Source organism: Amycolatopsis sp. PSD-21, assembly GCF_055561455.1.
Genome location: NZ_CM145712.1, coordinates 5,784,148 through 5,808,623 on the forward strand (window position 1 = coordinate 5,784,148; position 24,476 = coordinate 5,808,623).

General features: G+C 66.6%; 19 protein-coding genes and 3 rRNA genes. 5 read left to right on the top strand and 17 right to left on the bottom strand.

The window, feature by feature from the left end; translation table 11 throughout:
- Positions 1-3: 3 nt before the first annotated feature.
- The 7 genes from ACZ1DY_RS26975 to ACZ1DY_RS27005 form a co-directional block, all read right to left on the bottom strand.
- On the bottom strand, positions 4-993 hold the full coding sequence (locus tag ACZ1DY_RS26975; protein WP_465481277.1) for an HAD-IIA family hydrolase: 990 nt from the start codon (positions 991-993) through the stop codon (positions 4-6).
- The gene (locus ACZ1DY_RS26980) at positions 986-2,872 is read right to left on the bottom strand and encodes a tetratricopeptide repeat protein (RefSeq protein WP_465481278.1); all 1,887 of its coding nucleotides are present in this window, start codon (positions 2,870-2,872) and stop codon (positions 986-988) included. Before ACZ1DY_RS26980 ends, ACZ1DY_RS26975 begins: the two co-directional genes overlap by 8 nt.
- Before the next feature lie 163 nt (positions 2,873-3,035).
- Positions 3,036-3,152: ribosomal RNA gene (gene rrf, locus ACZ1DY_RS26985) — 5S ribosomal RNA — on the bottom strand.
- Positions 3,153-3,232: 80 nt separating this feature from the next.
- Positions 3,233-6,368: ribosomal RNA gene (locus ACZ1DY_RS26990) — 23S ribosomal RNA — on the bottom strand.
- 324 nt (positions 6,369-6,692) lie between these two features.
- Positions 6,693-8,211 (bottom strand): 16S ribosomal RNA (locus tag ACZ1DY_RS26995).
- Together the 16S, 23S and 5S rRNA genes form the textbook arrangement of a ribosomal RNA operon.
- A 363-nt stretch (positions 8,212-8,574) precedes the next feature.
- Positions 8,575-9,849: a tyrosine--tRNA ligase gene (gene tyrS / locus ACZ1DY_RS27000; RefSeq protein WP_126734033.1), complete on the bottom strand. Its 1,275-nt coding sequence runs from the start codon at positions 9,847-9,849 to the stop codon at positions 8,575-8,577.
- A gap of 32 nt (positions 9,850-9,881) precedes the next feature.
- A complete protein-coding gene (locus ACZ1DY_RS27005) occupies positions 9,882-10,517 on the bottom strand; it encodes a DNA-3-methyladenine glycosylase (protein ID WP_465485718.1) in 636 nt (211 codons plus the stop codon).
- A gap of 121 nt (positions 10,518-10,638) precedes the next feature.
- Between ACZ1DY_RS27005 and ACZ1DY_RS27010 the strand changes: the two genes are divergently transcribed.
- The 3 genes from ACZ1DY_RS27010 to ACZ1DY_RS27020 are packed head-to-tail and all read left to right on the top strand — an operon-like array spanning position 10,639 to position 12,520.
- The gene (locus ACZ1DY_RS27010) at positions 10,639-11,214 is read left to right on the top strand and encodes an SRPBCC family protein (RefSeq protein WP_257485870.1); all 576 of its coding nucleotides are present in this window, start codon (positions 10,639-10,641) and stop codon (positions 11,212-11,214) included.
- Positions 11,211-11,882, top strand: coding sequence for a DUF4166 domain-containing protein (locus ACZ1DY_RS27015; protein WP_465481279.1), 672 nt, complete (start codon positions 11,211-11,213; stop codon positions 11,880-11,882). The genes ACZ1DY_RS27010 and ACZ1DY_RS27015 overlap by 4 nt, the downstream gene beginning before the upstream one ends.
- Positions 11,882-12,520 (top strand): TetR/AcrR family transcriptional regulator, encoded by a 639-nt coding sequence (locus tag ACZ1DY_RS27020; protein WP_465481280.1) that lies wholly within the window; start codon positions 11,882-11,884, stop codon positions 12,518-12,520. Before ACZ1DY_RS27015 ends, ACZ1DY_RS27020 begins: the two co-directional genes overlap by 1 nt.
- 60 nt (positions 12,521-12,580) lie before the next feature.
- Here the strand turns inward: ACZ1DY_RS27020 and argH are convergent, their stop codons facing one another.
- The 8 genes from argH to argC all read right to left on the bottom strand — a co-directional run bounded on the left by argH (position 12,581) and on the right by argC (position 20,197).
- On the bottom strand, positions 12,581-13,996 hold the full coding sequence (gene argH / locus ACZ1DY_RS27025; RefSeq protein WP_465481281.1) for an argininosuccinate lyase: 1,416 nt from the start codon (positions 13,994-13,996) through the stop codon (positions 12,581-12,583).
- A gap of 27 nt (positions 13,997-14,023) precedes the next feature.
- Positions 14,024-14,377, bottom strand: coding sequence for an adenine nucleotide alpha hydrolase family protein (locus ACZ1DY_RS27030; protein WP_126734039.1), 354 nt, complete (start codon positions 14,375-14,377; stop codon positions 14,024-14,026).
- Positions 14,367-14,888, bottom strand: coding sequence for an arginine repressor (locus tag ACZ1DY_RS27035; RefSeq protein ID WP_034321647.1), 522 nt, complete (start codon positions 14,886-14,888; stop codon positions 14,367-14,369). Before ACZ1DY_RS27035 ends, ACZ1DY_RS27030 begins: the two co-directional genes overlap by 11 nt.
- A 73-nt stretch (positions 14,889-14,961) precedes the next feature.
- A complete protein-coding gene (argF, locus tag ACZ1DY_RS27040; protein ID WP_126734040.1) occupies positions 14,962-15,888 on the bottom strand; it encodes an ornithine carbamoyltransferase in 927 nt (308 codons plus the stop codon).
- Positions 15,889-15,904: 16 nt separating this feature from the next.
- On the bottom strand, positions 15,905-17,098 hold the full coding sequence (locus ACZ1DY_RS27045) for an acetylornithine transaminase (protein WP_465481282.1): 1,194 nt from the start codon (positions 17,096-17,098) through the stop codon (positions 15,905-15,907).
- Positions 17,095-18,015, bottom strand: coding sequence for an acetylglutamate kinase (gene argB, locus ACZ1DY_RS27050; protein WP_034321637.1), 921 nt, complete (start codon positions 18,013-18,015; stop codon positions 17,095-17,097). The genes ACZ1DY_RS27045 and argB overlap by 4 nt, the downstream gene beginning before the upstream one ends.
- Positions 18,012-19,172, bottom strand: a complete 1,161-nt coding sequence (argJ, locus tag ACZ1DY_RS27055; RefSeq protein ID WP_126734042.1) for a bifunctional glutamate N-acetyltransferase/amino-acid acetyltransferase ArgJ — start codon at positions 19,170-19,172, stop codon at positions 18,012-18,014. The genes argB and argJ overlap by 4 nt, the downstream gene beginning before the upstream one ends.
- Positions 19,169-20,197, bottom strand: coding sequence for an N-acetyl-gamma-glutamyl-phosphate reductase (gene argC, locus ACZ1DY_RS27060; RefSeq protein ID WP_465481283.1), 1,029 nt, complete (start codon positions 20,195-20,197; stop codon positions 19,169-19,171). The genes argJ and argC overlap by 4 nt, the downstream gene beginning before the upstream one ends.
- Positions 20,198-20,287: 90 nt before the next feature.
- Between argC and ACZ1DY_RS27065 the strand changes: the two genes are divergently transcribed.
- A complete protein-coding gene (locus ACZ1DY_RS27065; protein ID WP_465481284.1) occupies positions 20,288-21,253 on the top strand; it encodes a helix-turn-helix transcriptional regulator in 966 nt (321 codons plus the stop codon).
- 42 nt (positions 21,254-21,295) lie between these two features.
- Here ACZ1DY_RS27065 and ACZ1DY_RS27070 read toward each other — a convergent pair whose 3' ends face one another.
- Positions 21,296-21,790 carry a helix-turn-helix domain containing protein gene (locus tag ACZ1DY_RS27070; protein ID WP_126734045.1) on the bottom strand — a complete coding sequence of 165 codons (495 nt, stop codon included), beginning with the start codon at positions 21,788-21,790 and terminating at the stop codon, positions 21,296-21,298.
- A 215-nt stretch (positions 21,791-22,005) separates the two neighbouring features.
- Between ACZ1DY_RS27070 and ACZ1DY_RS27075 the strand changes: the two genes are divergently transcribed.
- Positions 22,006-22,455 (top strand): DUF6294 family protein, encoded by a 450-nt coding sequence (locus tag ACZ1DY_RS27075; protein ID WP_465481285.1) that lies wholly within the window; start codon positions 22,006-22,008, stop codon positions 22,453-22,455.
- A gap of 301 nt (positions 22,456-22,756) precedes the next feature.
- Here the strand turns inward: ACZ1DY_RS27075 and ACZ1DY_RS27080 are convergent, their stop codons facing one another.
- On the bottom strand, positions 22,757-24,343 hold the full coding sequence (locus ACZ1DY_RS27080; RefSeq protein ID WP_465481286.1) for an alpha/beta hydrolase: 1,587 nt from the start codon (positions 24,341-24,343) through the stop codon (positions 22,757-22,759).
- Positions 24,344-24,476: the final 133 nt, after the last annotated feature.

The following is a 24,476-nucleotide window of genomic DNA, read 5'->3' on the forward strand; positions in this document are numbered from 1 at the left end:
TGGTCAGCCGAGGCGCAGCTCGGCGAGCGCGGCGCGGGCGGTGTCGCCCACACCACGGACCTCGGTGATCCCCGACTCCCAGGCCGCCGCGCACAACGCGCGCAACAGGTCGAGGGAGTCGCCTTCACCATCGGCTTCGAGGACGTCACCCTGTGCGGTGACGCGCCAGCCGTCCTTCGGCCCGATTTCGAGAAGTTCCGCCCGGCTGCTCAGCCCGGACAGGTCCTGCGCGAGGTAGCGCGGACGCTCCTCGGGCCTCGCCGCGATCAGGGACGCCGCGTCGGCGACGCCGGTCAGGACGCAGAGCGCGTCGATGCCGGCCGCGACCGCGCCCTCGATGTCGGTGTCCAGCCGATCGCCGACGACGAGGGCCCGCTCCGCGCTCGCGTCGCGCGCCGCCGTCGTGAACAGCCCTGGCGCCGGCTTGCCAGCCACCAACGGTTCGACGCCGGTGGCGTGGCGCAACGCGGCCACCATCGACCCGTTGCCCGGCAGCAGACCACGTTCGCTGGGCAGCGTCGCGTCGACGTTCGTCGCCACCCAGAGCGCGCCCGCGCGGATGGCGAGACACGCCTCCGCGAGGGCCGCCCAGGTGTTCTGCGGCGAGTGCCCTTGCACCACCGCGGCCACGTCCGGACCGGCTTCCCGGACCGTCCGCAGGCCGACGGACTCGACCTCGGCGGCCAGCGAGTCCGTGCCCACGACGAGGACCACCGCGCCCTGAGGCAGCCGCTCACCCAGCAGGGCGGCGGCGGCCTGAGAGCTCGTGTGGACCTCTTCGGGGGTGGCGGGCAGTCCGAGTGCCTCCAGGTGCGCGGAGACCTCCGCGGGCGCCTTGGAGGCGTTGTTGGTCACCCACCGGACGGCCGTGCCGTGGTCCCGAAGCGCCCGAAGCGCTTCCGGTGCGCCCGGGACCACTTCGGTGCCGTGGTAGACCGTGCCGTCGAGGTCGAACAGGACCGCGTCGTACCCGGCCGACAGGGCGTCAGCCATTGGTGAGCTCCGCGGCGCGCTCGGCGGCGTCGGTCTCGTCCTCCTCGTCGGCCTCTGCCGCGTTCAGGAACCAGCGGATCGCCTCGTCCTTGCGGTCGGCGGCGGCGAGGTTGTCCGCGTAGGCGTAGAACAGCCGGGCGCTCCACGGATCGCGCTTCTCCGCCTTGAGGTCGTCACCCTGGAGGGAGACGACGGCGGCGTCCAGCTGGCCGAGGTCACGCCGGGCGCCGGCCGCGACGATCGCGAGCTCGACCTGGGTCGCCTTGGACAGACGCTCCTTGTCGACCTCCTTCGCGAGGTCGAGTGCCCGCTCCGGGCGGCCGATGGCGCGCTCGGCGTCGGCGATGATCGCGATGTGGTCGTCCGTCCGGGTCATCCGGCGGACGGCCCGCAGCTCGGACAGCGCCTCGGACCAGTTGCCCGCGTGGTAGGCGACCAGGCCGAGCGCCTCACGGACGATCGGGACCCGCGACGCCTTGGCCTTCGCGTACTTGGCGTGCTCCATGGCGGCTTCGGGGTCCTCGTCGACGAGGCCACCGGCCGCGACCAGGTGCTTGCCGACGGTTTCCGCCAGTGCCTTGGGCAGGGTGCGGAGCTCCCGGCGGACCTCCTCGTCGAGATCGGAGAACTCGATGCCTTCGGGCAGCTCCGGAGCCTCGAGCAGCTCACGCGCCAAGGTCTCGTCGTCGACCGGCCTGTCGTCCACGCGAGGCGAGGAACGGAAGTCCTTGCGGCCCTCGGAACGGTCGCGCTGGGGACGGTCGTCGCGCTTGCGGTCGAACCCGCCGCGCTTGTCGTCGTAGCGCTTCTCGGGCCGGTCGGACGAGCGACGGTCGGGACGGTCGCCGGACGGCCGGTACGAACCGCGCTTGTCGTCGCCACGATTGTCGCGGTCGCCGAAGCTCTTGCGCTCGTAGCCACCGCCGCTGGGACGACGGTCGCCACCGGAACGGGAGCCACCGCGGTCGTCGCGATAGGACGGACGCCGGTCGTCGCCGCCCCGGTTGTCACGGCTGTCGCGGTCACCGGAGGACTTGCCCTGGGGGCGTCCCTCGTAACGGTTGCCGGACGGGCGGTCGTCGGAACGGCCGCGGTTGTCCGAGCCATAGCCGGAACGGGCCGGGCGGCTGTCGGAGCGCTTTTCGTACCGGCCCTCGGAACGGTTGTCCGAACGGCTGTCGGAGCGGTTGTCGTAACGACGCTCGGGACGGCTGTCGGACGAGCGGTAGCCGCCACGGTTCTCGGACCGGTAGCCGCCACGATTGTCACTGCCGCGGTTGTCGCCGCCGCGGTACCCGCCGCGATCGCCGCCACGGCTGTCGCGGTTGTCGGACCGGTAGCCACCGCGGCTGTCGCCGCCCCGGTTGTCCGAGCGGTAACCGCCCCGGCTGTCTCCACCACGGTTGTCGCGGTTGTCGCCGCCGCGGTATCCACCGCGATCGCCGCCACGGCTGTCCGAGCGGTAACCGCCGCGGTCGCCGCCCTTGTAGTCGCGGCTGTCGCGCCGGTCGTCGGAGCGGAAGCCGCCACGACGGTCGTTGTCGCGGCCGCCGGACCGGTCGTCGTTGTTGTAGCGCGGGCGGTTGTCGTCACGCCCCTGGCCTGCGAACCGGCTGCCACCGGGGCGCTGGTCACGAGGACCGTCGCCGCTGCGGGAGGGCTTGCCGGGGTAACCACCGGACCCGCGGGCACCGCGGTCGTCCCTGCGCGGACGGCCCTGGTAGCCGCCATCCCGGCCGCCCCGGTCCTGCCTACCGCCGGCGGAACCGCGCCGGTCACCTCGCTGCGCGTCAGACCGGCCTCCGCGGGGACTGTCGTCCCGGCGACCCGACCGGCCGGACGCGCCATCATCTGAGTCACGTCGACCGAACTCGGACACCTGGCCTCCTGCCACTATTGAAAAGTTTCGACACTGGGGCCCACCCGTCAGGTGGGCCAACGGACCATTCTAGTCGGTCCATGGACATGAAAAGAGACAGGGCCCTGACCGGGGAGAACCTGTTGGGGTTCTCGACCCTGGTCAGGACCCTGTCCTGAAGTTAGTCCGGCGGTGTCCTACTCTCCCACAACCCTTCGGTTGCAGTACCATCGGCGCTGTCAGGCTTAGCTTCCGGGTTCGGAATGGGACCGGGCGTTTCCCTGACGCTATAACCACCGAAACACTACGAAACAACACACACAGTCTGTTTCCAGATCGGTGTGGTGTTTCAGAGCTGTAGAGTGGATGCGTAACATCTTTGTGGGCAAGTCCTCGGCCTATTAGTACCAGTCAACTCGACAACACATTACTGTGCTTCCATTTCTGGCCTATCAACCCAATGGTCTGTTGGGGGCCTTAACCCACAAGGGGTGGGATACCTCATCTTGGAACAGGCTTCCCGCTTAGATGCCTTCAGCGGTTATCCCTTCCGAACGTGGCCAACCAGCCATGCCACTGGCGTGACAACTGGCATACCAGAGGTTCGTCCGTCCCGGTCCTCTCGTACTAGGGACAGCCTTCCTCAAGTATCCTACGCGCGCGGCGGATAGGGACCGAACTGTCTCACGACGTTCTAAACCCAGCTCGCGTGCCGCTTTAATGGGCGAACAGCCCAACCCTTGGGACCTACTCCGGCCCCAGGATGCGACGAGCCGACATCGAGGTGCCAAACCATGCCGTCGATATGGACTCTTGGGCAAGATCAGCCTGTTATCCCCGGGGTACCTTTTATCCGTTGAGCGACACCCCTTCCACCAGGTGGTGCCGGATCACTAGTCCCGACTTTCGTCCCTGCTCGACATGTCTGTCTCACAGTCAAGCTCCCTTGTGCACTTGCACTCAACACCTGATTGCCAACCAGGCTGAGGGAACCTTTGGGCGCCTCCGTTACTCTTTAGGAGGCAACCGCCCCAGTTAAACTACCCATCAGGCACTGTCCCTGAACCAGATCATGGTCCGAGGTTCAGATTCCCAATCCGACCAGAGTGGTATTTCAACAACGACTCCACCAACACTAGCGTGCCAGCTTCACAGTCTCCCACCTATCCTACACAAGCCGAACCGAAAACCAATACCAAACTATAGTAAAGGTCCCGGGGTCTTTCCGTCCTGCCGCGCGTAACGAGCATCTTTACTCGTAGTGCAATTTCGCCGGGCCTGTGGTTGAGACAGCCGGAAAGTCGTTACGCCATTCGTGCAGGTCGGAACTTACCCGACAAGGAATTTCGCTACCTTAGGATGGTTATAGTTACCACCGCCGTTTACTGGCGCTTAAATTCTCAGCTTCACCCCGAAGGGTTAACCGGTCCTCTTAACGTTCCAGCACCGGGCAGGCGTCAGTCCATATACATCGTCTTGCGACTTCGCATGGACCTGTGTTTTTAGTAAACAGTCGCTTTCCGCTGGTCTCTGCGGCCACCCACCCCTAGTCCGCAAGGGACTTCAGAGTGTTTGGCCCCCCTTCTCCCGAAGTTACGGGGGCATTTTGCCGAGTTCCTTAACCACAGTTCACCCGATCGCCTTAGTATTCTCTACCTGACCACCTGTGTTGGTTTGGGGTACGGGCCGTGCACGCACTCGCTAGAGGCTTTTCTCGGCAGCATAGGATCACTCTACTTCGCCTCAATCGGCTACGCATCACGTCTCAACCTTGATGAGCGGCGGATTTGCCTACCACTCGGTCTACACGCTTACACCAGTACTACCACTCACTGGCGGAGCTACCTTCCTGCGTCACCCCATCACTCGACTACTACGGAATCAGATCCCACGCTCCACAACACCGCTCCACCCCGAAGGGTCTTGCGATGCGCTTCGGGTGGTTAGTATCAACCGCCTCATCCTGGGCGCACGTGCTCGGGTACGGGAATATCAACCCGTTATCCATCGACTACGCCTGTCGGCCTCGCCTTAGGTCCCGACTTACCCTGGGCGGATTAGCCTGGCCCAGGAACCCTTGGTCATCCGGCGGCAGAGTTTCTCACTCTGCATTCGCTACTCATGCCTGCATTCTCACTCCCACACCCTCCACGACTGGCTTCCGCCGCCGCTTCCCTGGATGCAGGACGCTCCCCTACCCATCAACACGACTAGACGTCCCCGCAAGGAGAACGCCGATCTATATGTGTCAATGACACAGCTTCGGCGGTGTGCTTAAGCCCCGCTACATTGTCGGCGCAGGACCACTTGACCAGTGAGCTATTACGCACTCTTTCAAGGGTGGCTGCTTCTAAGCCAACCTCCTGGTTGTCTGGGCAATCCCACATCCTTTCCCACTGAGCACACACTTAGGGGCCTTAGCTGGTGTTCTGGGCTGTTTCCCTCTCGACGACGAAGCTTATCCCCCGCCGTCTCACTGCCACACTCTCACACCACGGTATTCGGAGTTTGGTTGATTTCGGTAACCCGGTAAGGCCCCTAGACCATCCAGTAGCTCTACCCCCGTGGAGAAACATGTGACGCTGCACCTAAATGCATTTCGGGGAGAACCAGCTATCACGGAGTTTGATTGGCCTTTCACCCCTACCCACAGCTCATCCCCTCAGTTTTCAACCTAAGTGGGTTCGGCCCTCCACGTCGTCTTACCGACGCTTCAGCCTGGCCATGGGTAGATCACTCCGCTTCGGGTCTAGACCACGCGACTCAATCGCCCTATTCAGACTCGCTTTCGCTACGGCTACCCCACACGGGTTAACCTCGCCACGCAGCACTAACTCGCAGGCTCATTCTTCAAAAGGCACGCCATCACCTCAACATCACAAAGATGTGCTCGGGCTCTGACGGCTTGTAGGCACACGGTTTCAGGTACTCTTTCACTCCCCTCCCGGGGTACTTTTCATCTTTCCCTCACGGTACTAGTCCGCTATCGGTCTTCAGGAAGTATTTAGGCTTACCGGGTGGTCCCGGCAGATTCACAGCAAATTCCACGAGCTCGCTGCTACTCGGGAACACCACCAAGGTCCACAAACATGTGTTTTCGCGTACGGGACTCTCACCCACTCCGGTCGCCCATCCCAAGGCGTTCCACTAACACACGCGCAAACCCGGAAGACTGTCAGATCCTCCAAGGCGGGTCCCACAACACCACACACACAACGCCTGACAGCTTGACATGTGCATGGTTTAGCCTCTTCCGCTTTCGCTCGCCACTACTCACGGAATCACGGTTGTTTTCTCTTCCTACGGGTACTGAGATGTTTCACTTCCCCGCGTTCCCTCCACACACCCTATATATTCAGATGCGGGTAACACCACATAACTGGTGCTGGGTTTCCCCATTCGGAAATCCTCGGATCACAGCTCGGTTGACAGCTCCCCGAGGCATATCGCAGCCTCCCACGTCCTTCATCGGCTCCTGAAGCCAAGACATCCACCATGTGCCCTTAACAACTTGACCACAAAGATGCTCGCATCCACTCTACAGTTCTCAAACACCACACCAGAAACAAACAACCCTGGAGCTCGTGTAAGCCCCTCGGCGTGTTGCCTCAGGACCCAACAGCGTGCATAGTGAACAATTCTCGACTGAATCCGGCGTAACACTTTCCACGCTCCTTGCGGAGCAGTACTCGCCCCCGCCGGCAACCCAATCTCGAACCCTAACCAGTAGTTCCACAATTCCTTGAGCAAGCCCGGCAACACCACATTCGGATGTTGAGCCGTGCCCACTCCACCACCGTTGGTCCGGGTATCCCGGCGGGGTGGATGTGTTGCTCCTTAGAAAGGAGGTGATCCAGCCGCACCTTCCGGTACGGCTACCTTGTTACGACTTCGTCCCAATCGCCAGTCCCACCTTCGACCACTCCCTCTGCAAGCAGTTGGGCCATGGGCTTCGGGTGTTACCGACTTTCATGACGTGACGGGCGGTGTGTACAAGGCCCGGGAACGTATTCACCGCAGCGTTGCTGATCTGCGATTACTAGCGACTCCGACTTCACGCAGTCGAGTTGCAGACTGCGATCCGAACTGAGACCGGCTTTAAGGGATTCGCTCCACCTCGCGGTATCGCAGCCCTCTGTACCAGCCATTGTAGCATGTGTGAAGCCCTGGACATAAGGGGCATGATGACTTGACGTCATCCCCACCTTCCTCCGAGTTGACCCCGGCAGTCTCCCACGAGTCCCCGCCATAACGCGCTGGCAACGTAGGATAAGGGTTGCGCTCGTTGCGGGACTTAACCCAACATCTCACGACACGAGCTGACGACAGCCATGCACCACCTGTACACCAACCACAAGGGAAGCCCTATCTCTAGGGATGTCTGGCGCATGTCAAGCCCAGGTAAGGTTCTTCGCGTTGCATCGAATTAATCCACATGCTCCGCCGCTTGTGCGGGCCCCCGTCAATTCCTTTGAGTTTTAGCCTTGCGGCCGTACTCCCCAGGCGGGGCGCTTAATGCGTTAGCTACGGCACGGACAACGTGGATGTCGCCCACACCTAGCGCCCAACGTTTACAGCGTGGACTACCAGGGTATCTAATCCTGTTCGCTCCCCACGCTTTCGCTCCTCAGCGTCAGTATCGGCCCAGAGACCCGCCTTCGCCACCGGTGTTCCTCCTGATATCTGCGCATTTCACCGCTACACCAGGAATTCCAGTCTCCCCTACCGAACTCAAGTCTGCCCGTATCGCCCGCACGCTCCACGTTAAGCGTGGAGTTTTCACGAACGACGCGACAAACCGCCTACGAGCTCTTTACGCCCAATAATTCCGGACAACGCTCGCACCCTACGTATTACCGCGGCTGCTGGCACGTAGTTAGCCGGTGCTTCTTATCCAGGTACCGTCACTTGCGCTTCGTCCCTGGCGAAAGAGGTTTACAACCCGAAGGCCGTCATCCCTCACGCGGCGTCGCTGCATCAGGCTTGCGCCCATTGTGCAATATTCCCCACTGCTGCCTCCCGTAGGAGTCTGGGCCGTGTCTCAGTCCCAGTGTGGCCGGTCACCCTCTCAGGCCGGCTACCCGTCGTCGCCTTGGTAGGCCATTACCCCACCAACAAGCTGATAGGCCGCGGGCTCATCCTGTACCGCCGGAGCTTTCCACTTCCACGGATGCCCGCAGAAGTCGTATCCGGTATTAGACCCAGTTTCCCAGGCTTATCCCAAAGTACAGGGCAGATTGCCCACGTGTTACTCACCCGTTCGCCACTAATCCCCGGCCGAAACCGGTTCATCGTTCGACTTGCATGTGTTAAGCACGCCGCCAGCGTTCGTCCTGAGCCAGGATCAAACTCTCCAACAATGTCAAATTTGATCGAGGCAATTTAATGCTCTCAAAGGAACCTCAAACGAGGTTCAAATACATAAGCTCTACTGGCTTAGTTCACTAGCACACTGTTGAGTTCTCAAGCAACACACCCCAGATCGCACCACAGTCACGCGGCCTTATCCGAAGCAGTCATTCCTAGCAGTTTTTGGTGAGACACCCACTCAATCGCACTGAGTCTTTCAACTCCGAGGCGAGAGCTTGGTTCGTGTCCCGGTCGGCCGCCCGGTTTCCCTGGCGACTTGGAGAACTTTACACGCCCCGGAAGGGCCCGAAACAGGGGGGTACCTTAACTGCGTTTCCACAGGTCAGGGCCCCTGTTTCGGGCCTGGGCCGCGATCAGCCCCCGACGCGCACGCCGGCGACGTTGCGCTTGCCCTTGCGGACCACGAGCCAGCGGCCGTGCAGAGCGTCGTCCGCGGACGGCTTCCACTCCTCGTCGGCGATCTTCGTGTTGTTGACGTACGCGCCGCCTTCCTTGACGGTGCGGCGCGCGGCGCCCTTGCTGTCGACGAGGCCGGCGGCGATCAGCAGGTCGACGATCGTCGACTCGCCGTTCGGGTCGACCTTGCCGTTGGGCACCTCGGCCATGGCGGCGTCGAGGGTCGGCGAGTCGAGCTCACGCAGCTCTCCCCTGCCGAACAGCGCCTGGCTCGCGGCGATGACCTGCCGGGTCGCCGCCTCGCCGTGCACCAGGGTCGTGAAGTCCTCCGCCAGCTTCCGCTGCGCGGACCGCAGGTGGGGGCGCTGTTCGGTGTCCTCGGCCAGCGCCGCGATCTCCTCCTGCCCGAGGAAGGAGAACATCCGCAGGTAGCGGATGACGTCGGAGTCGGCGACGTTCAGGAAGTACTGGAACCACGCGTACGGGGAGGTCATCTCCGGGTCGAGCCAGACGCTGCCGCCGCCGGTGGACTTCCCGAACTTGCGTCCCTCGGTGTCGGTGACCAGCGGCGCGGTCAGCGCGTGCGTGTGCCCGCCGTCGGTCCGGCGGATCAGGTCGACCCCGCCGACGAGATTGCCCCACTGGTCGGAGCCGCCGATCTGCAGCTTGCAGCCGTACTCGCGGTGCAGGTGCAGGTAGTCCTGCGACTGCAGCAGCAGGTAGCTGAACTCGGTGTACGACATTCCGTCGGCCTCGAGACGCCGCTTCACCGTCTCCCGGTTCAGCATCATGTTGACCGGGAAGTGCTTGCCGACGTCGCGCAGGAACTCGACCACGGTCTGCTTGCCGGTCCAGTTCAAGTTGTTCTCGATGATCGCGCCGGTCGGCGAGTCGTCGAAGTCGACGAAGCGCTCCAGCTGCCCACGGATCCGGTCCGCCCATTCGGCGACGGTGTCCAGCGTGTTGAGGGTGCGCTCACCGGTGTCGCGCGGGTCGCCGATCATCCCGGTCGCGACACCCGCCAGCACGATCGGCCGGTGACCGGCGCGCTGGAAGCGGGAGAGCATCAGCAGCGGGACCAGGTTGCCGGCGTGCAGGCTGGGCGCGGTCGGGTCGAATCCGCAATAGAGCGTGAGAGGTCCTTGGTCGAGGTCTCGCCGGAGTGCTTCGAGGTCGGTGGATTGCGCGATCAGGCCGCGCCAGGTCAACTCGTCAAGGATGTGCTCGCTCACGCCTGTAGATCCTCCCGCACCAGGTCAACCGACTATCGGCCGGGGGCGGCCGCCCGTCGCTTGCCGCCCCGCCGGTAGGTGGAGACCGCGGGCGATCCGTCGATCCAGAACCGCCATGGCGTGTCCATCGCCATCGCGACGCCGACACGCGGCCCGGTGCGGATGTCCGCTTCGGGAACGCGTTCGCCGGTGAACAACCGGACGGGTGACGCGGGGTCGGTCAGGTCGACGCCGTTCTCGGCCCGGTCGATGCCGAGCACCGAGGTGAGGATCGCCGGGCCTTTGGCGAGCTCGCCGTTGCCGCGTGCCGACGGCCTGCGCGCCCTGGCGATGTCCGCACCGGTCACAACCTCGCCGGCACGCAGCAGCACGGCGCCCGGCTGCCCGTCATCGGTGCCGACGACGTTCGCGCAGAAGTGCATGCCGTAGACGAAGTACACGTACAGGTGCCCCGCGGGTCCCCACATGACCGCGTTGCGCGGGGTCTTGCCGCGGTAGCAGTGCGACGCGGGGTCGTCGAGCCCCCGATAGGCCTCGACCTCCACCAGGCGGACGGCGACCGTGCCGTCGGGGCCGGTCGCCTCGATCACCGCGCCGAGCAGGAGCGTGGAGAGCTCCACCGGATCCAGCGCCAGCTCGCGCCGGGTGAACTGCCTGCCGGTCTCCACGTTCCGCACTCCCCTTTACCTCGCGTTCTCCCAGGCCGACCTTAACCGGCCAGGTATTGAGCGATTGCTCAAACATGCTCTACAGTGCTTTTGAGCGGACGCTCAAAACTGGAGGGGCGCCATGAGCCGAAGAGCGCTTTACGTCGAAACGGTGATCCGCACCGACCTCGACACGCTGTGGCGGTACACGCAGGACCCGCGTCTGCACGCACGGTGGGATCTCCGCTTCTCGCAGATCGAGCCGGTCGTGGGTTCACCGGGACGGTTCCGGTACACGACCGAGTTCCTGGGGCTCGTCGTCAGCGGGACCGGAACACACGCCGGTGAAAGCACGCGGCCGGACGGCGGCCGGACGTCCGCGCTGCGCTTCGCCTCGGCGGATCCGCTGTCGCTCATCAAGACCGGATCGGGGTACTGGCGCTACACCCCGGTCGACGACGGCGTCCGGTTCGTCACCGGCTTCGACTACACCACTCGATGGGGTGTCTTCGGCAGGTTCGCCGACCTGCTGTTCCGGCCGCTCTTCGGCTGGATGACGGCCTGGTCGTTCGACAGGCTCCGCTTGTGGCTCGAGACCGGTGCACCACCGGAAGAACTCCCGCTGCTCTCCCCCTCGGCGAGACGCTGCCGCCGGAGCCCGCGGCCCGGCAAGGACGGCGTCGCGCCCCGCATCCTCGACACCTTGGAGCAGGCATGATCTTCCGAGAAGCGCTGGGCGCCGGCTTCGCGTCCTTGCATCCGCGGATGCGCGAACGGCTGTCGCTGAGTTCCGAGAACGGCGTCGGGATGATCGGCGTGGGCGTGATGGACGAGATCTGGCGCGGCGCCGCGTTCACGACGCCGTTCCTGCGGCTCGGCGCGTCGAGGCACATCCTGTTCCCCGAACGGGGCCGCAACGTCCCCTTCACCATCGAGAACTATCCGTACGTCGACTCGCTCGGCAGGGAGACGGTGTCGTTCGTCCGCACCTTCGAACTGCCGGAACGGCGACGCCGGTTCGACGCGCAGATGATCTACAGCCGCGATCGCGGGAAGATCGTCGACTACCTGGGCACACATCAGCACCTCGCCGTCGATCTCGACCTGACGGTGCGGCCCGACGGCGGCTTCCATATCCGGTCGGAGGAGTTCCGTATCCGTGAAGGCCCGCTTCGGTGTGTGGTGCCGCGATCCCTCGTCGGTGTGGCCGAGGTCGACGAGTGGTTCGACGACGAGAGCGGGCTCTTCCGCATCGAGATCCGGGTGACGAACCGGCGGTTCGGGCCGCTGTTCGGCTACCGGGGCGCTTTCGAGGCACGGTTCGTCGATCTGCGGCCGGGGGTGAGCGGCGCGGTGAAGCCCCTGCGTGAGAAGGTCCTGGACTGATGAACGGGCCCAGCACGAAACAGCGGTTGATCGACGGAGTGCTGGAGACGATCCGCACCAGCGGGATCACCGCGGTTTCGGCCAGGACCGTCGCCGCGGCGGCGGGCACCAATCAGGCGCTGATCTTCTACCATTTCGGCAGTGTCGAGGAGCTGATCGCGCAGGCCTGCGTGACGGCGACCGAAAGCCGCGTCGCCCACTTCCGTGACCGGTTCGCCGACGTGACCACGCTGGCCGAGCTTCTGGACCTCGGCCGGGTCATCCATGCGGAGGAACGCGCCGAAGGGAACATGACGGTCCTCGCCCAGGCGCTCGCCGGCGCGCAGGGCGGCGGACGGCTGGCCGAGGCGACGCGGCAGGCGCTGGACAACTGGGTGCGTGAAGTCCGGGTCACCCTCGACCGGGTGCTGGCCGATTCGCCGGTGCTGGAGTTCGCGGAGACCGAGGGGCTCGCCCACGCGGTCTCCGCCGGTTTCCTCGGCCTGACGTTGTTCGAATCGGTGAATCCCGAGGGCAGCGAACAGGCATTGGCGGCGTTGGAGCAGCTTGCCGTCCTGGTCGACGTCTTCGAAGGGCTCGGCCCAGTCGCCAGCCGCGCGGTGCGTGCGAAGCTCCGGAAGACCGCTAAACGATCTTGAAGCGCGTGAAGGCCCCCTTCCCTCGGCTCAGCCGAGGGAAGGGGGCCTTCACGCGAGAGATCAGCTCAGCCAGGCGCGGTGTTCGGCGACCCGCGCGACCAGCCGGTCCCGCTGCTCGGCGACCCGCTCCGGAGCGGTACCGCCGCGAGCGTTGCGCGAACTCACCGAGCCCTCGACGGTCAGCACCTCGCGCACGGCGGACGTCAAGGCCGGGTTGATCTTCTCGAACTCTTCATCGGTCAGTTCGTCCAGGCCGACACCGCGGGCTTCGGCGACGCGGACGCTCTCCCCCGCCGCTTCGTGCGCGACACGGAACGGAACTCCCTGGCGCACCAGCCATTCGGCGATGTCCGTGGCGAGGGTGAACCCGGCGGGCGCCAGTTCGGCGAGCCGGTCGGTGTGGAAGGTCAGCGTCTCGAGCATGCCCGCGATCGCCGGGAACAGCAGTTCCAGCTGCTCGACGGAGTCGAAAACCGGTTCTTTGTCCTCCTGCAGGTCACGGTTGTACGCGAGCGGCTGCGCCTTGAGCGTCGCGAGCAGACCGGTCAGGTTGCCGATGAGCCGTCCGGCCTTGCCGCGGGTCAGCTCGGCGACGTCGGGGTTCTTCTTCTGCGGCATGATCGAACTGCCGGTCGCCCAGGCGTCTTCGAGGGTGACGTAGCCGAATTCGGCGGTGTTCCAGATGATCACCTCTTCGGCGATCCTGGACAGGTTGACCGCGAGCATCGCGACATCGAAGGCGAACTCGGCGACGAAGTCCCGCGAGGCGGTGCCGTCGATGGAGTTCTCGACGCTGGTGTCGAAGCCCAGTTCCGCGGCGACGGCCTCAGGATCGAGACCGAGCGACGAACCCGCGAGCGCGCCGGAGCCATAGGGCGATTCGGCGGTGCGAGCGTCCCAGTCACGCAGCCGGGTGACGTCGCGCAGCAGCGACTGGCCGTGCGCGAGCAGGTGGTGCGCGAGCAGGACAGGCTGGGCGTGCTGCAGGTGGGTGCGGCCGGGGAGGATCGCGTCCGGGTGCCGCTTCGCCTGCGAAACCAAGGCGTCCACGACACCGAGGGTGCCCGCGACCACCCGCCGGGCGGCGTCCCGCAGCCACATCCGGAACAGCGTCGCGACCTGGTCGTTTCGCGAACGGCCTGCCCGCAGCTTGCCGCCGAGTTCGGTGCCCGCCCGCTCCAGCAGACCGCGTTCGAGCGCGGTGTGGACGTCCTCGTCGGCGACGGTCGGGGTGAACGCGCCCGACTCGACGTCCCGCGCGAGGGTGTCCAGCGCGGCGAGCATGCCGGTCAGCTCGTCTTCGGTGAGCAGCCCCGCCTTCCGGAGCACTCGCGCGTGGGCCCGCGACCCGGCGATGTCGTACGGCGCCAGCCGCCAGTCGAAATGGGTCGACGCGCTCAGCGCCGCCATCGCCTCGGCCGGCCCGCTGGCGAACCGGCCGCCCCACAGCTGCACCGGCTGCTCATTCCCGCTCACAACACTCCTCGAATCCCTTGGTTCTCTTCAGGCGACCGACCGGTCGAAGGTAGCGCCTGTGGTGAAGTCGTACAGCGCGCGCTCGTCGCGCGCGGAGTTCACGACCGCGTTGCCGCGGTGCAGGACCAGCCGCACCTCGCCGGACACCCGCCCGGTACTGACCTTCTGCAGTTCCTCGTGCGCGGTGACCAGTGCGCTCGCGGCAGGTCCCTCGTAGATCTCGCGTCCTTTGAGCCCGAAGGCGCCGACACGCAGGTTCAGCTGCTGGAAGGCTTCCAGCAGCGTCACGGTCTCCCCGTCGATGGCCACCGGCACACCTTCGTCGAAGGTGATGACCAGCTTTTCCGGGTCATCCGGGAAGGCGAACCCGTCAGGCGTCACCCTCGGTCTCCTCACCGCCGTCCACTGTGGACGACCGTCGGGCCAGCGCCATGAAGCGCTCGGCCAGGTCTTTGCCGGACAGCGGTTCCCTCGCGATCACCGCGACCGTGTCGTCGCCGGCGATGGAACCGACGACCTCCTCCAGCGCCGCCCTGTCGATGGCGCTGGCCAGGAACTGCGCCGCGCCCGGCGGGGTGCGCAGCACCGTCAGGTTGCCCGACGAGTCCGCCGAAACGAGCAGTTCGGCGAGCAACCGCGAAAGCCGGGACGTGCCACCCTGCACCCCGCGTACCGGGCTGCCGTCCTCGGGGATGACATACACCGGCGCGCCGGAATCGGCACCCCGGAGCTTCACCGCGCCCAGTTCGTCGAGGTCCCGCGAAAGCGTCGCCTGCGTGACGTCGATACCTTCCGCCGCCAGGAGCTTCGCGAGCTCCGTCTGGCTGCGGATGGCCATCGTGGACACGAGTTCGGTGATCCGTGCCTGCCGGGTGACCCTGCTGCCGGTCATCGTCGCTTCTCTGTGCCAGTGCGGGACACCCACACCCGGTCGGCATGCGCGAGCGAGGCTTCGCCAGTGTGGCTCACGATGCCTCCTTGCCAAGCAGCCACACCAGCAGCGCCTTTTGCGCGTGCAGCCGGTTCTCGGCCTCGTCCCAGACCGCGCTGGCCGGTCCGTCGATGACCTCGTCGGTGATCTCCCAGCCGCGGTGCGCGGGCAGGCAGTGCAGCACGATCGCCTCGTCCGCGGCGCGGCGCATCAACGCCGCGTTGACCTGCAGCTCACGGAACGGGCCGACCCGGTCGAGACCGTCGTTCTCCTGTCCCATGGAGGTCCAGGTGTCGGTGACGACGACGTCCGCGCCTTCGACGGCCGCGTACGGATCGGTGAAGACCGTGGTGCTGCCGCCGGTCTCCGTGGACCGGTGCTTCGCGTCGAGCATGACCTGCTGATCCGGCTGGAAGCCCTCCGGCGAGACGACGCGGACGTGCATCCCGGCCGTGGTCCCGCCCAGCAGCAGCGAATGCGCCATGTTGTTGGCGCCGTCGCCGAGGTACACCAGGGTCAGCCCGGCGAGCTTGCCCTTGCGCTCGCGGATGGTCATCAGGTCGGTGAGCACCTGGCACGGGTGGAACTCGTCGGTGAGCGCGTTGATCACCGGGATGCTCGCCGCCGAGGCCATCGCGTCGATGCGCTTCTGGGCGAAGGTCCGCCAGACGATCGCGTCCAGGTACCGCGAAAGCACCCGTGAGGTGTCCTCGATGGTCTCTTCGCGGCCGAGCTGCATGGAGCGGCCGTCGACGATGACCGGGTTGCCGCCGAGCTGGGCGATGCCCACCTCGAACGAGAACCGGGTCCGGGTGGAGTTCTTCTCGAAGATCGCCGCGACGGATTTGCCCTCCAGCGCGCGGGAGCTCAGCGGCTCGGCCTTCAGCTGGTCGGCGAGGTCGAGGATCTCGGCCTGTTCGGCGGGGCTGAGATCGTCGTCACGGAGGAAGTTGCGGAGCATGCGTTTCGTCTCTGTCCTAGGTGGTGGTGGAATCGAGCGCCCCGGGAAGGGCTTCGAGGAATCCCGTGGCCTCTTCGGCGCTCAGGATCAGTGGCGGTGCCAGCCGGATGGTGTCGGGTGCGATGGGGTTGACCAGGTACCCCGCGTCCTGCGCGGCCTTGGCGACCGTCGCCGAGACCGGTTCGCGCAACGTGATGCCGAGCAGCAGGCCCGCACCGCGGACCCCGGACACCAGCGGGTGGCCGAGCTCCTCCAACCGGGAGGCGATGTCCTTGCCCAGCGCGGAAACGTGGTCGTTCAGATTGTCCTTGGCGATGGTCTTGAGCACGGCGAGCCCAGCGGCGCAGCAGACCGGGTTACCGCCGAAGGTGGTGCCGTGCTGCCCCGGCTTCATCAGCTCCCCCGCCTTGCCGACGCCGATGACCGCGCCGATCGGGAGGCCGCCGCCGAGGCCCTTCGCCAGCGTGATGACGTCCGGCACGATGCCGGTGTGCTGGAAGGCGAACCACGCGCCGGTGCGGCCGATGCCGGTCTGTACCTCGTCGAGGACCAGCAGGGTCCCGGTCGCCTTGGTGATCTCCCGCGCGGCCTGGAGATAGCCGTCCGGCGCCGGGACGACGCCCGCCTCCCCGAGGATCGGCTCGAGGAACACCGCCGCGGTTTCGTCGTCCACAGCGGCGCGAAGCGCGTCGACGTCACCGTACGGAACGTGCGTGACTCCCGGGACCAGCGGCGCGAAGGCGTCCCGCTTCGACGGCTGGCCGGTCAGCGAGAGCGCGCCCATGGTGCGCCCGTGGAAGGCGCCCTCGCAGGCGACGATCTTGGTCCGGCCGGTGAGCCTGCTGATCTTCAGCGCGGCTTCGTTGGCCTCCGCGCCGGAGTTGACGAACAGCACCTTCGCGTTGCCTGACAGGCCGGCGACGTCCAGGAGGGTTTCGGCCAGTTCGACGGCGACCGGGTTCACGTAGAGGTTCGAGGTGTGCCCGAGTTTCGCGACCTGCTCGGTGACCGCGGCGACCACGGCGGGGTGCGCGTGGCCGAGCGCGTTCACCGCGATGCCGCCCAGCAGGTCGACGTACGGTTTGCCGTCGGCGTCCCAGACCTTCGCGCCTTCACCGCGGACCAAGGTCAGCGCCGGGGTGCCGTAGTTGTCCATGAGGGACGACTTCCAGTGCTCCTGGCCGTCTACATTGGACTTGTACGTGGTCACGGGAGCTCCGTTTCGGGGAAGACCATGGTACCGATACCGCGGGAGGTGAAGACCTCCAGCAAAACCGAATGGGCGATGCGGCCGTCGATCACGTGCGCCCGGCGGACGCCGCCGCGGATGGCGCGCACGCAGGCCTCCATCTTCGGGATCATGCCGCTGGCGAGGCCGGGCAGCAGCGTTTCGAGGCGGTCCACTCGGATCCGGTCGACCAGCGATCCGCGGTCCGGCCAGTTGGCGTAAAGACCCTCGACGTCGGTGAGGACGACGAGTTTCTCCGCGCCGAGCGCCGCGGCCAGCGCGCCGGCGGCGGTGTCGGCGTTGATGTTGTGCACGACGCCGTCGACGTCCGGGGCCACGGTGGACACCACCGGGATCCGGCCCGCGTTGACGATGTCGAGCACCGCGTCCGGGTTGACCTCGGAGACCTCGCCGACGAGCCCGATGTCGACCGGTACACCGTCCACAGTGGCCTGTTTGCGCTCGGCGGTGAACAGCCGCGCGTCCTCGCCGGAGATGCCGACCGCGTACGGGCCGTGCGCGTTGATCAGGCCGACCAGCTCACGGCTGACCTGACCGGTCAGCACCATGCGGACGATGTCCATCGTCTCGGGGGTGGTGACGCGCAGGCCGCCCTTGAACTCGCCTTCGACGCCGAGCCGGTTGAGCATCGCGGTGATCTGCGGGCCACCGCCGTGCACCACCACCGGCCGCAGCCCGGCCATGCGCAGGAAGACCATGTCCTCGGCGAAGGCCTGCTTGAGGCTCTCGTCGATCATGGCGTTGCCGCCGTACTTGACCACGACGGTGGCGCCGTGGAAGCGCTGCAGCCAGGGCAGGGCCTCGATGAGGATCGACGCCTTCTCGGCGGCGGTCGCGAGCCGTTCGTCCGCGGGGACGGTGGATTCGGAAGGGCTCATGAGGAGTACGCGCTGTTCTCTTCGACGTACGCGTGCGAGAGGTCGGTCGTGTAGATCGTCGCCCCGCCTTCGCCGAGACCGAGGTCGACGACGATCTGGATGTCCCGGCCCGAGAGGTCCGCTTCGGAGCGGTCCGCCGCGGTGGTGCCCTTGGCGAACAGGGTGACGCCGTTGATCGCGATGGCGACCTTCTCCGGGTCGATCTTCGCGGGCACCCGGCCCAGCGCCATGGCGATCCGGCCCCAGTTCGGGTCCGAACCGAACAGCGCGGTCTTGACCAGGTTGTCCTCGGCGATCGTCCGGCCGACGGCGATGGCGTCCGCCTCGCTCGCCGCGCCGGTGACCGTGACGTCGACGTACTTGGTCGCGCCTTCGGAGTCCGCGCGCAGTTGCAGCACGAGGTCGAGACTGACGGCGGTGAGGAGCTCGGTCAGTTCGGCCTCGGTCGGTTCGACGCCGCTGGCGCCGGACGCGAGGACGAGCACCGTGTCGTTGGTGGAGGTCCCGCCGTCGACGTCGAGCCTGTCGAAGGTCACGCCGGTGGCGGCGCGCAGGGCCTTGTCCAGGACTTCTGGCGTGACGACCGCGTCGGTGGTGAGGACCGACAGCATCGTCGCGAGGTTCGGGGCGAGCATGCCCGCGCCCTTGGCGAACCCGCCGACGCTCCAGCCGCTGTCGTGCTTCGCGACCGCCTGCTTCGGCTTGGTGTCGGTGGTCATGACCGCGGTGGCCGCGGCGAGATCGGCCTCGGCACCGGTGCCGAGGCTTTCGAAGGCGGTGTCCACGCCGGAAAGCAGCGCGTCCATCGGCAGCCGTTCGCCGATCAGGCCGGTCGAGCAGACCGCGACCTCGATCGCACCGGCTTCGAGGAGTTCGGCGACCTTCTCCGCGGTCTTGTGGGTGTCCTGGAAACCGCCGGGGCCGGTGGCGGCGTTCGCGCCGCCGGAGTTGAGGACGACGGCCTTGAGCCGCTGCTGCTTGAGCACCTCCTGCGACCACAGCACGGGCGCGGCCTTGATCACGTTGCGCGTGAACACACCGGCCGCGACCTGGAGCGGCCCGTCGTTGACGACGAGCGTGAGATCGAGCTTGCCCTCGGCCTTGATCCCGGCGGCGACGCCCGCGGCACGGAATCCCTTCGGCTGGGTGACGGTCACGGAGCGACTCCTACGGTCGGTAGTCCGGTGGTTTCCGGGAGGCCCAGTGCGATGTTCATCGACTGGACGGCACCTCCGGCGGTGCCCTTGGTCAGGTTGTCGATGGCCGCGATCACGATCAGGCGCCGGGTGTCGGCGTCGACGGTGACCTGCAGCTGGACGTTGTTCGAGCCGACGACCGAAGCCGAGGACGGCCACTGGCCCGCGGGCAACAGCTGGACGAACGGCTCGGTGGCGTACGCCTTTTCGTAGACCTCGCGGGCGCCGTCGGCGTCGAGGTCGGTCTTCAGCGGGGCGCTCGCGGTGGTGAGGATGCCGCGCGGCATCGGGGCGAGCACGGGGGTGAACGAGACCTTGACCCGCTCACCCGACACCGCGGAAAGGTTCTGCGCGAACTCGGGGGTGTGGCGGTGGGCACCGCCGACGCCGTACGCGGTGGCCGAACCCATCACCTCGGAACCGAGGAGGTTCGGCTTCAGGCTCTTGCCCGCGCCCGAGGTCCCGGTGACGGCCACGACGTTGACCTCCGGCTCGACCAGGCCCGCGGCGAGCGCCGGGGCGAGGGCGATCGAACCGCCGGTCGGGAAGCAGCCGGGGACCGCGATGCGTTTGGTCCCGGCGAGGCGCTCGCGGGCGCCGGGGAGCTCGGGGAGCCCGTACGGCCATTGCCCCGCGTGGTCGCCGCCGTACCAGCGCTGCCAGTCGGCCGCGTCCGAGAGGCGGTGGTCCGCGCCGAGGTCGATCACCAGGACGTCCGGGCCCAGCTGCGCGGCGATCGCGCCGGAGTGGCCGTGCGGCAGGGCGAGGAAGACGACATCGTGCCCGGCCAGGGTCTCCGGGGTCGTCTCCAGCAGGACACGGTCGGCCAGTGGCGCGAGGTGCGGTTGATGCTGGACGAGCGGGGTCCCCGCGGAACTGGCCGCGGTGAGCGCGCCGATCTGGACTTCGGGATGGGTCAGCAGCAGGCGCAGGAGTTCGCCGCCCGCGTACCCGCTGGCTCCGGCCACCGCGATCTTCACCGTCATACGCATGATTATGCACTCCCATGCAAGTTCAATCAAACAAAGTCGTGTGGCTCACCCGATACGGGACTCGGTACCGGCATCCTTGATCGCATGACCGACACGCCCGCCCGGCTGCTGAGCCTGCTGTCACTCCTGCAAACCCCTCGCGAGTGGCCTGGCAGCGAGCTCGCCGAGCGACTGGAGGTCAGTCCGCGGACCATCCGGCGCGACATCGATCGCTTGCGTGAGCTCGGTTACCCCGTCGAGGCGTCGCGAGGTTCCGAAGGCGGCTACCGGCTGGGCGCCGGCACGGCGATGCCGCCGCTGCTGCTCGACGACGAGGAGGCCGTCGCGATCGCGGTCGGTCTCCGGAGCGCCGCCGGCCAGGCGATCTCGGGAATCGAGGAGTCTTCGGTGCGGGCGCTGGCCAAACTCGAGCAGGTGCTGCCGTCGCGGCTGCGGTACCGCGTCGGCGCGCTGGGCGCCGCGACCGTGCCCATCCCGGGCACCGGTTCTGCGGTGGACCCGGAACACCTCACGGTCTTCGCGGGCGCGATCGCCAACACCGAACGGACCCGGTTCGGCTATCGCACCGGCGACGGGACCGAATCCCGGCGGCACGTGGAACCGCACCGGCTCGTCTCCGCCGGGCGCCGGTGGTACCTGCTCGGCTACGACCTCGACCGGGACGACTGGCGGATCTTCCGCGCGGACCGGATCTCGGAACCGCGGGCGACCGGTGGCCGGGCGACACCGAGACAGCCACCCGCGAAGGACGTGGCGGCCTACGTCACCGACAAGATGTACAGCCTCCTTCCCACCTACAGCGCACGCGTGACCCTGCACGCGCCGATCGCCCAGGTCTCCCCCGCGATCGGCGAGGGATCCGGCGAGCTGGAACCGATCGACGACGAGAGCTGCGTTCTCCACGCGGGCACGGACACGCTCGACTGGCTCGCGTTCCGGATCCTCGGGCTCGGCTGTGAATTCACCGTGCACGAACCGCCGGAACTGATCACTCATCTCCGGGAGATGGCGGACCGGGCTCAGCGCGGAACGCGGTCCACAGTGGACTGACGGCGGTCGCGAGGACGCACCCGCCCTCGCGACCGCCCCGGTTCAACCGAGTTCACCTACCTCGCGTCTGCTCGGCGGGATCGGGAGGTACGCGCCCCGGCGCTCCGGGTCGCAGCCGACCCTGGGCAGCCGGGCACGGATCCCGCCCGGTGTCCGCTCGAACCGCCGTGCGATCTCCTCGACGCTTTCCCCGGCAAGCCAACGGCTTTCCAGTTCCGCGTCCAGCTCGTCGGACCACGGCGAGCCCTGATGGGCGGGGCGGTCCGCCGATCTTCGGCGGCCGTTCCTTCCGTTGCCCCGCCCGGCGAACGCCAGAAGGGTGTCGGAAAGGACGGTCGCCAAGGCCGGTACGGCTTCGGCGTCGATGTCGAGCCTGCCTTCGGCGACAGGCTCCTCCTGCGGTCCGGCTCCGCCGACCATGACGGTCACCCAGCGGTCTTCTCCGGCCGCGCCGCCACCCTCGCGGGCGGCGACCTCGATGCGATAAACGGTGTCCTGCACGCGGATCTCGGTCCGGTGCTCTTCGACGATGGTCATGCCGGGGACGCTAACGGGCGGCGCCGACAGTTTTCCGGCGCGGCGAGAGGATTCGATGCGTGAGCGGAACTTTCATCGCATTCGGGGGCGAGAGGGTGCCGGTCACGCACTATCGGCCACCCCTGTTGCCGCACCTAAGTGATCGTGACCGCGGTCGGCCGCGAGTTAGCTTTGCGCACAGACCGGTACGGATCGACGATTTTCGGGGAGAAAACATGAAAACCACAGCGCGTCGGATGTCGCTTTTCGTGACGATGCTCGTGCTCACGATCGGGACCGTCTTCGCCACGCCCGCCTCGGCGGGGACGACGGGTTCCACCACCGCGCAGGCCACCTGCACCGGAGCGGATTCCTGCTGGTTCAGCTGGGGTCGTATCCAGGCGGGTGACTGCACGATGGACAACGCGAAGTGGACGCTCAGACGCAACGGCAGCGCTTCGTTCGAAGCGACGATCGTCAGCAGCGACAGCAACGACGCGTGGCTGATGTGGGTGAACACCCTGGACAGCAACGGAATCGTCCTCGGACCCATCCATCACGGCGGTGACACCAAGTTCGTCAAGGGCACCGTCAAGAACGTGTGGCACTGGTGGTTCGCCGAGGGGTCGTTCGACGCCGGGTTCTTCGACCGCATCCACAGCATGCGGATCACGAGCCACTGCTGAGGGGTGCGCGGGGCGGCTGCTCAGTGTTCCCAATGTCGCATTGGGAACCTCACCAAGGTCCTCGACGGCCATGTCGCGAAAGCCACTTTGGGGACGTCTGATGTCCCGAAAGTGGCTTTCGCGACACGCCCTCGGCAGGTCAGGCGAACCATCCACGACCACCGCCGCCGCACGTTGCGAAAGCCACTTTCGCAACGTTGAAGGTTGCGAAAGTGGCCTTCGCAACCACGCCGAGGAGCATCAGAGCAAAGAAACGCCCCGGTCCGGGAAATCCTGACCGGGGCGTTCTCTGGCGAGAAACTCAGAGAGGCAGCGCCTGGGCCAGCGCCTCCTTCTTCACTTCGGTGACCGCGGAAGGCACGTCGGACTTGGCCGCCGCCGACGCACCGGCGGGAACCGGCGCCGGGACCGGCGAGCACTGCACGTCCGAGCCGTTGCCCGGCTTGCGCACCGGCAGCTTCCCGGTCAGCAGGTAGTCCGCGATCCTGTCGTCCACACAGGACACACCGGACAGCGAACCCGAGTGCGTCGTGCCGCCCGGAGCGCTGATCAGGCTGGAGTTCGGGTAGCGCTTGCGGACCTCGATGCTGCCGGGGTACGGCGTCGCGGCGTCGTTCTCCTCGCTGATCAGCAGGATGCCGGGGACCTTGCTCCCGTCGATCTCCACCGGCTTGCCCGGCTTCGCGGGCCAGTCGAGGCACGGCGCGTTGAACCAGGCGTTGCCCCAGGTTTCGAACGGCGCCCGGAAGTGCGTGACCCAGTTGTCGAACTTCCAGCGGGGCCAGCTCTGCGGCCACGCCACGTCGGTGCACTGCACGGCCACGTACACCGCGTAGCCGTTGTCCTGGCCAGGCGGGTTGGAGCTGTCGTACAGGCCCTTCAGGGTCTGCCAGTCACCCTTGTGCACCCAGCCGGCGAACGCGTTCGCGATGTCTTCCCAGCCGAACACGTAGTAGCCGGCCTGAAGGAAGATGTCCGTCCACTCGGACCCGCCGATGACACCGCCCGCGGGCTTGTCGTACAGCTTCTTCTGCTCGGCGTACCACAGCTTCTCGACCGCGGCCGCGGTCTTGCCGAGGTGGTAGACGTCGTCGTACTTCGCGATCCAGCCGAAGTAGGTCTTGATGTTCTTGTCGAAGGCGATGTCCTGGTTCAGGTTCGCCTTGTACCAGACGTCGCGGGGGTCGACGGTGCCGTCGAACACCATCCGCCGCACGTTCTGCGGGAACAGCGTGCTGTAGACCTGCCCGAGGTAGGTGCCGTAGGAGAAGCCGTAGTAGTTGATCTGCTTCTCGCCCAGCGCCTTGCGCAGGCTGTCGACGTCCTTCGCCACATCGATGGTCTTGATGTGGTCGAGGATCGCGCCGTTCTTGGCGCACGCCTTCGCGTAGCCCTTCGCCTTCTCACGCCACGCCGTCTCGATGGCGCGCGTGGTCGGCACGTATTGCGGGCGGTTGTAGGAGGCGTAGTTGCCGTCGCAGGTCAGCGACGGCTTGCTCTCCCCCACGCCGCGCGGGTCGAAGCCGATCCAGTCGTACTCCTCCCCCGCCTTCTTGGGGACGGCCCTGCCGAGGGTCGAGAGGCCGAGGCCGGAGCCGCCCGGTCCGCCCGGGTTGACCAGCATGACGCCTTGCGACTTGGCGGCCTTGTGCTTCACACGCGAGACGGCGATCGAGATCTTCTCGCCGCCGGGTTTCGCGTAGTCCAACGGGACCTCGAGGAAACCGCATTCCGCGCCGGCCTTGACCAGGCTCGGGCGCGTGCAGGCTCCCCAGGAGATGGGCTTCGGATCGAAGTCCGACGCCGAGGCGGCCGTGGCGGAGGGAGCGAGCGCCATCGTGCCGGCGCCGATCCCCGCGACCGCCAGGGCGGCAACGAATTTCTTCACTGTGTTCCTTTTCGTCCGCGTTCGACCCGGTCGGGCCGAAGCTACCGAGAACCGGCTTCAATCTCGCTGACCGACACGTTGACCGCCATCCCTCTTTAGTCGGTATCCGCGCCTCGATCCGGGCATATCCGTC

Coding starts and splice junctions, on each gene's coding strand:
- ACZ1DY_RS26975 (WP_465481277.1), bottom strand. CDS start 993: ATGGCTGACGCCCTGTCGGCCGGGTACGACGCGGTCCTGTTCGACCTC.
- ACZ1DY_RS27010 (WP_257485870.1), top strand. CDS start 10,639: ATGAGCCGAAGAGCGCTTTACGTCGAAACGGTGATCCGCACCGACCTC.
- ACZ1DY_RS27015 (WP_465481279.1), top strand. CDS start 11,211: ATGATCTTCCGAGAAGCGCTGGGCGCCGGCTTCGCGTCCTTGCATCCG.
- ACZ1DY_RS27020 (WP_465481280.1), top strand. CDS start 11,882: ATGAACGGGCCCAGCACGAAACAGCGGTTGATCGACGGAGTGCTGGAG.
- ACZ1DY_RS27035 (WP_034321647.1), bottom strand. CDS start 14,888: ATGACCGGCAGCAGGGTCACCCGGCAGGCACGGATCACCGAACTCGTG.
- argF (WP_126734040.1), bottom strand. CDS start 15,888: ATGCTCCGCAACTTCCTCCGTGACGACGATCTCAGCCCCGCCGAACAG.
- argB (WP_034321637.1), bottom strand. CDS start 18,015: ATGAGCCCTTCCGAATCCACCGTCCCCGCGGACGAACGGCTCGCGACC.
- argC (WP_465481283.1), bottom strand. CDS start 20,197: ATGACGGTGAAGATCGCGGTGGCCGGAGCCAGCGGGTACGCGGGCGGC.
- ACZ1DY_RS27065 (WP_465481284.1), top strand. CDS start 20,288: ATGACCGACACGCCCGCCCGGCTGCTGAGCCTGCTGTCACTCCTGCAA.
- ACZ1DY_RS27070 (WP_126734045.1), bottom strand. CDS start 21,790: ATGACCATCGTCGAAGAGCACCGGACCGAGATCCGCGTGCAGGACACC.
- ACZ1DY_RS27075 (WP_465481285.1), top strand. CDS start 22,006: ATGAAAACCACAGCGCGTCGGATGTCGCTTTTCGTGACGATGCTCGTG.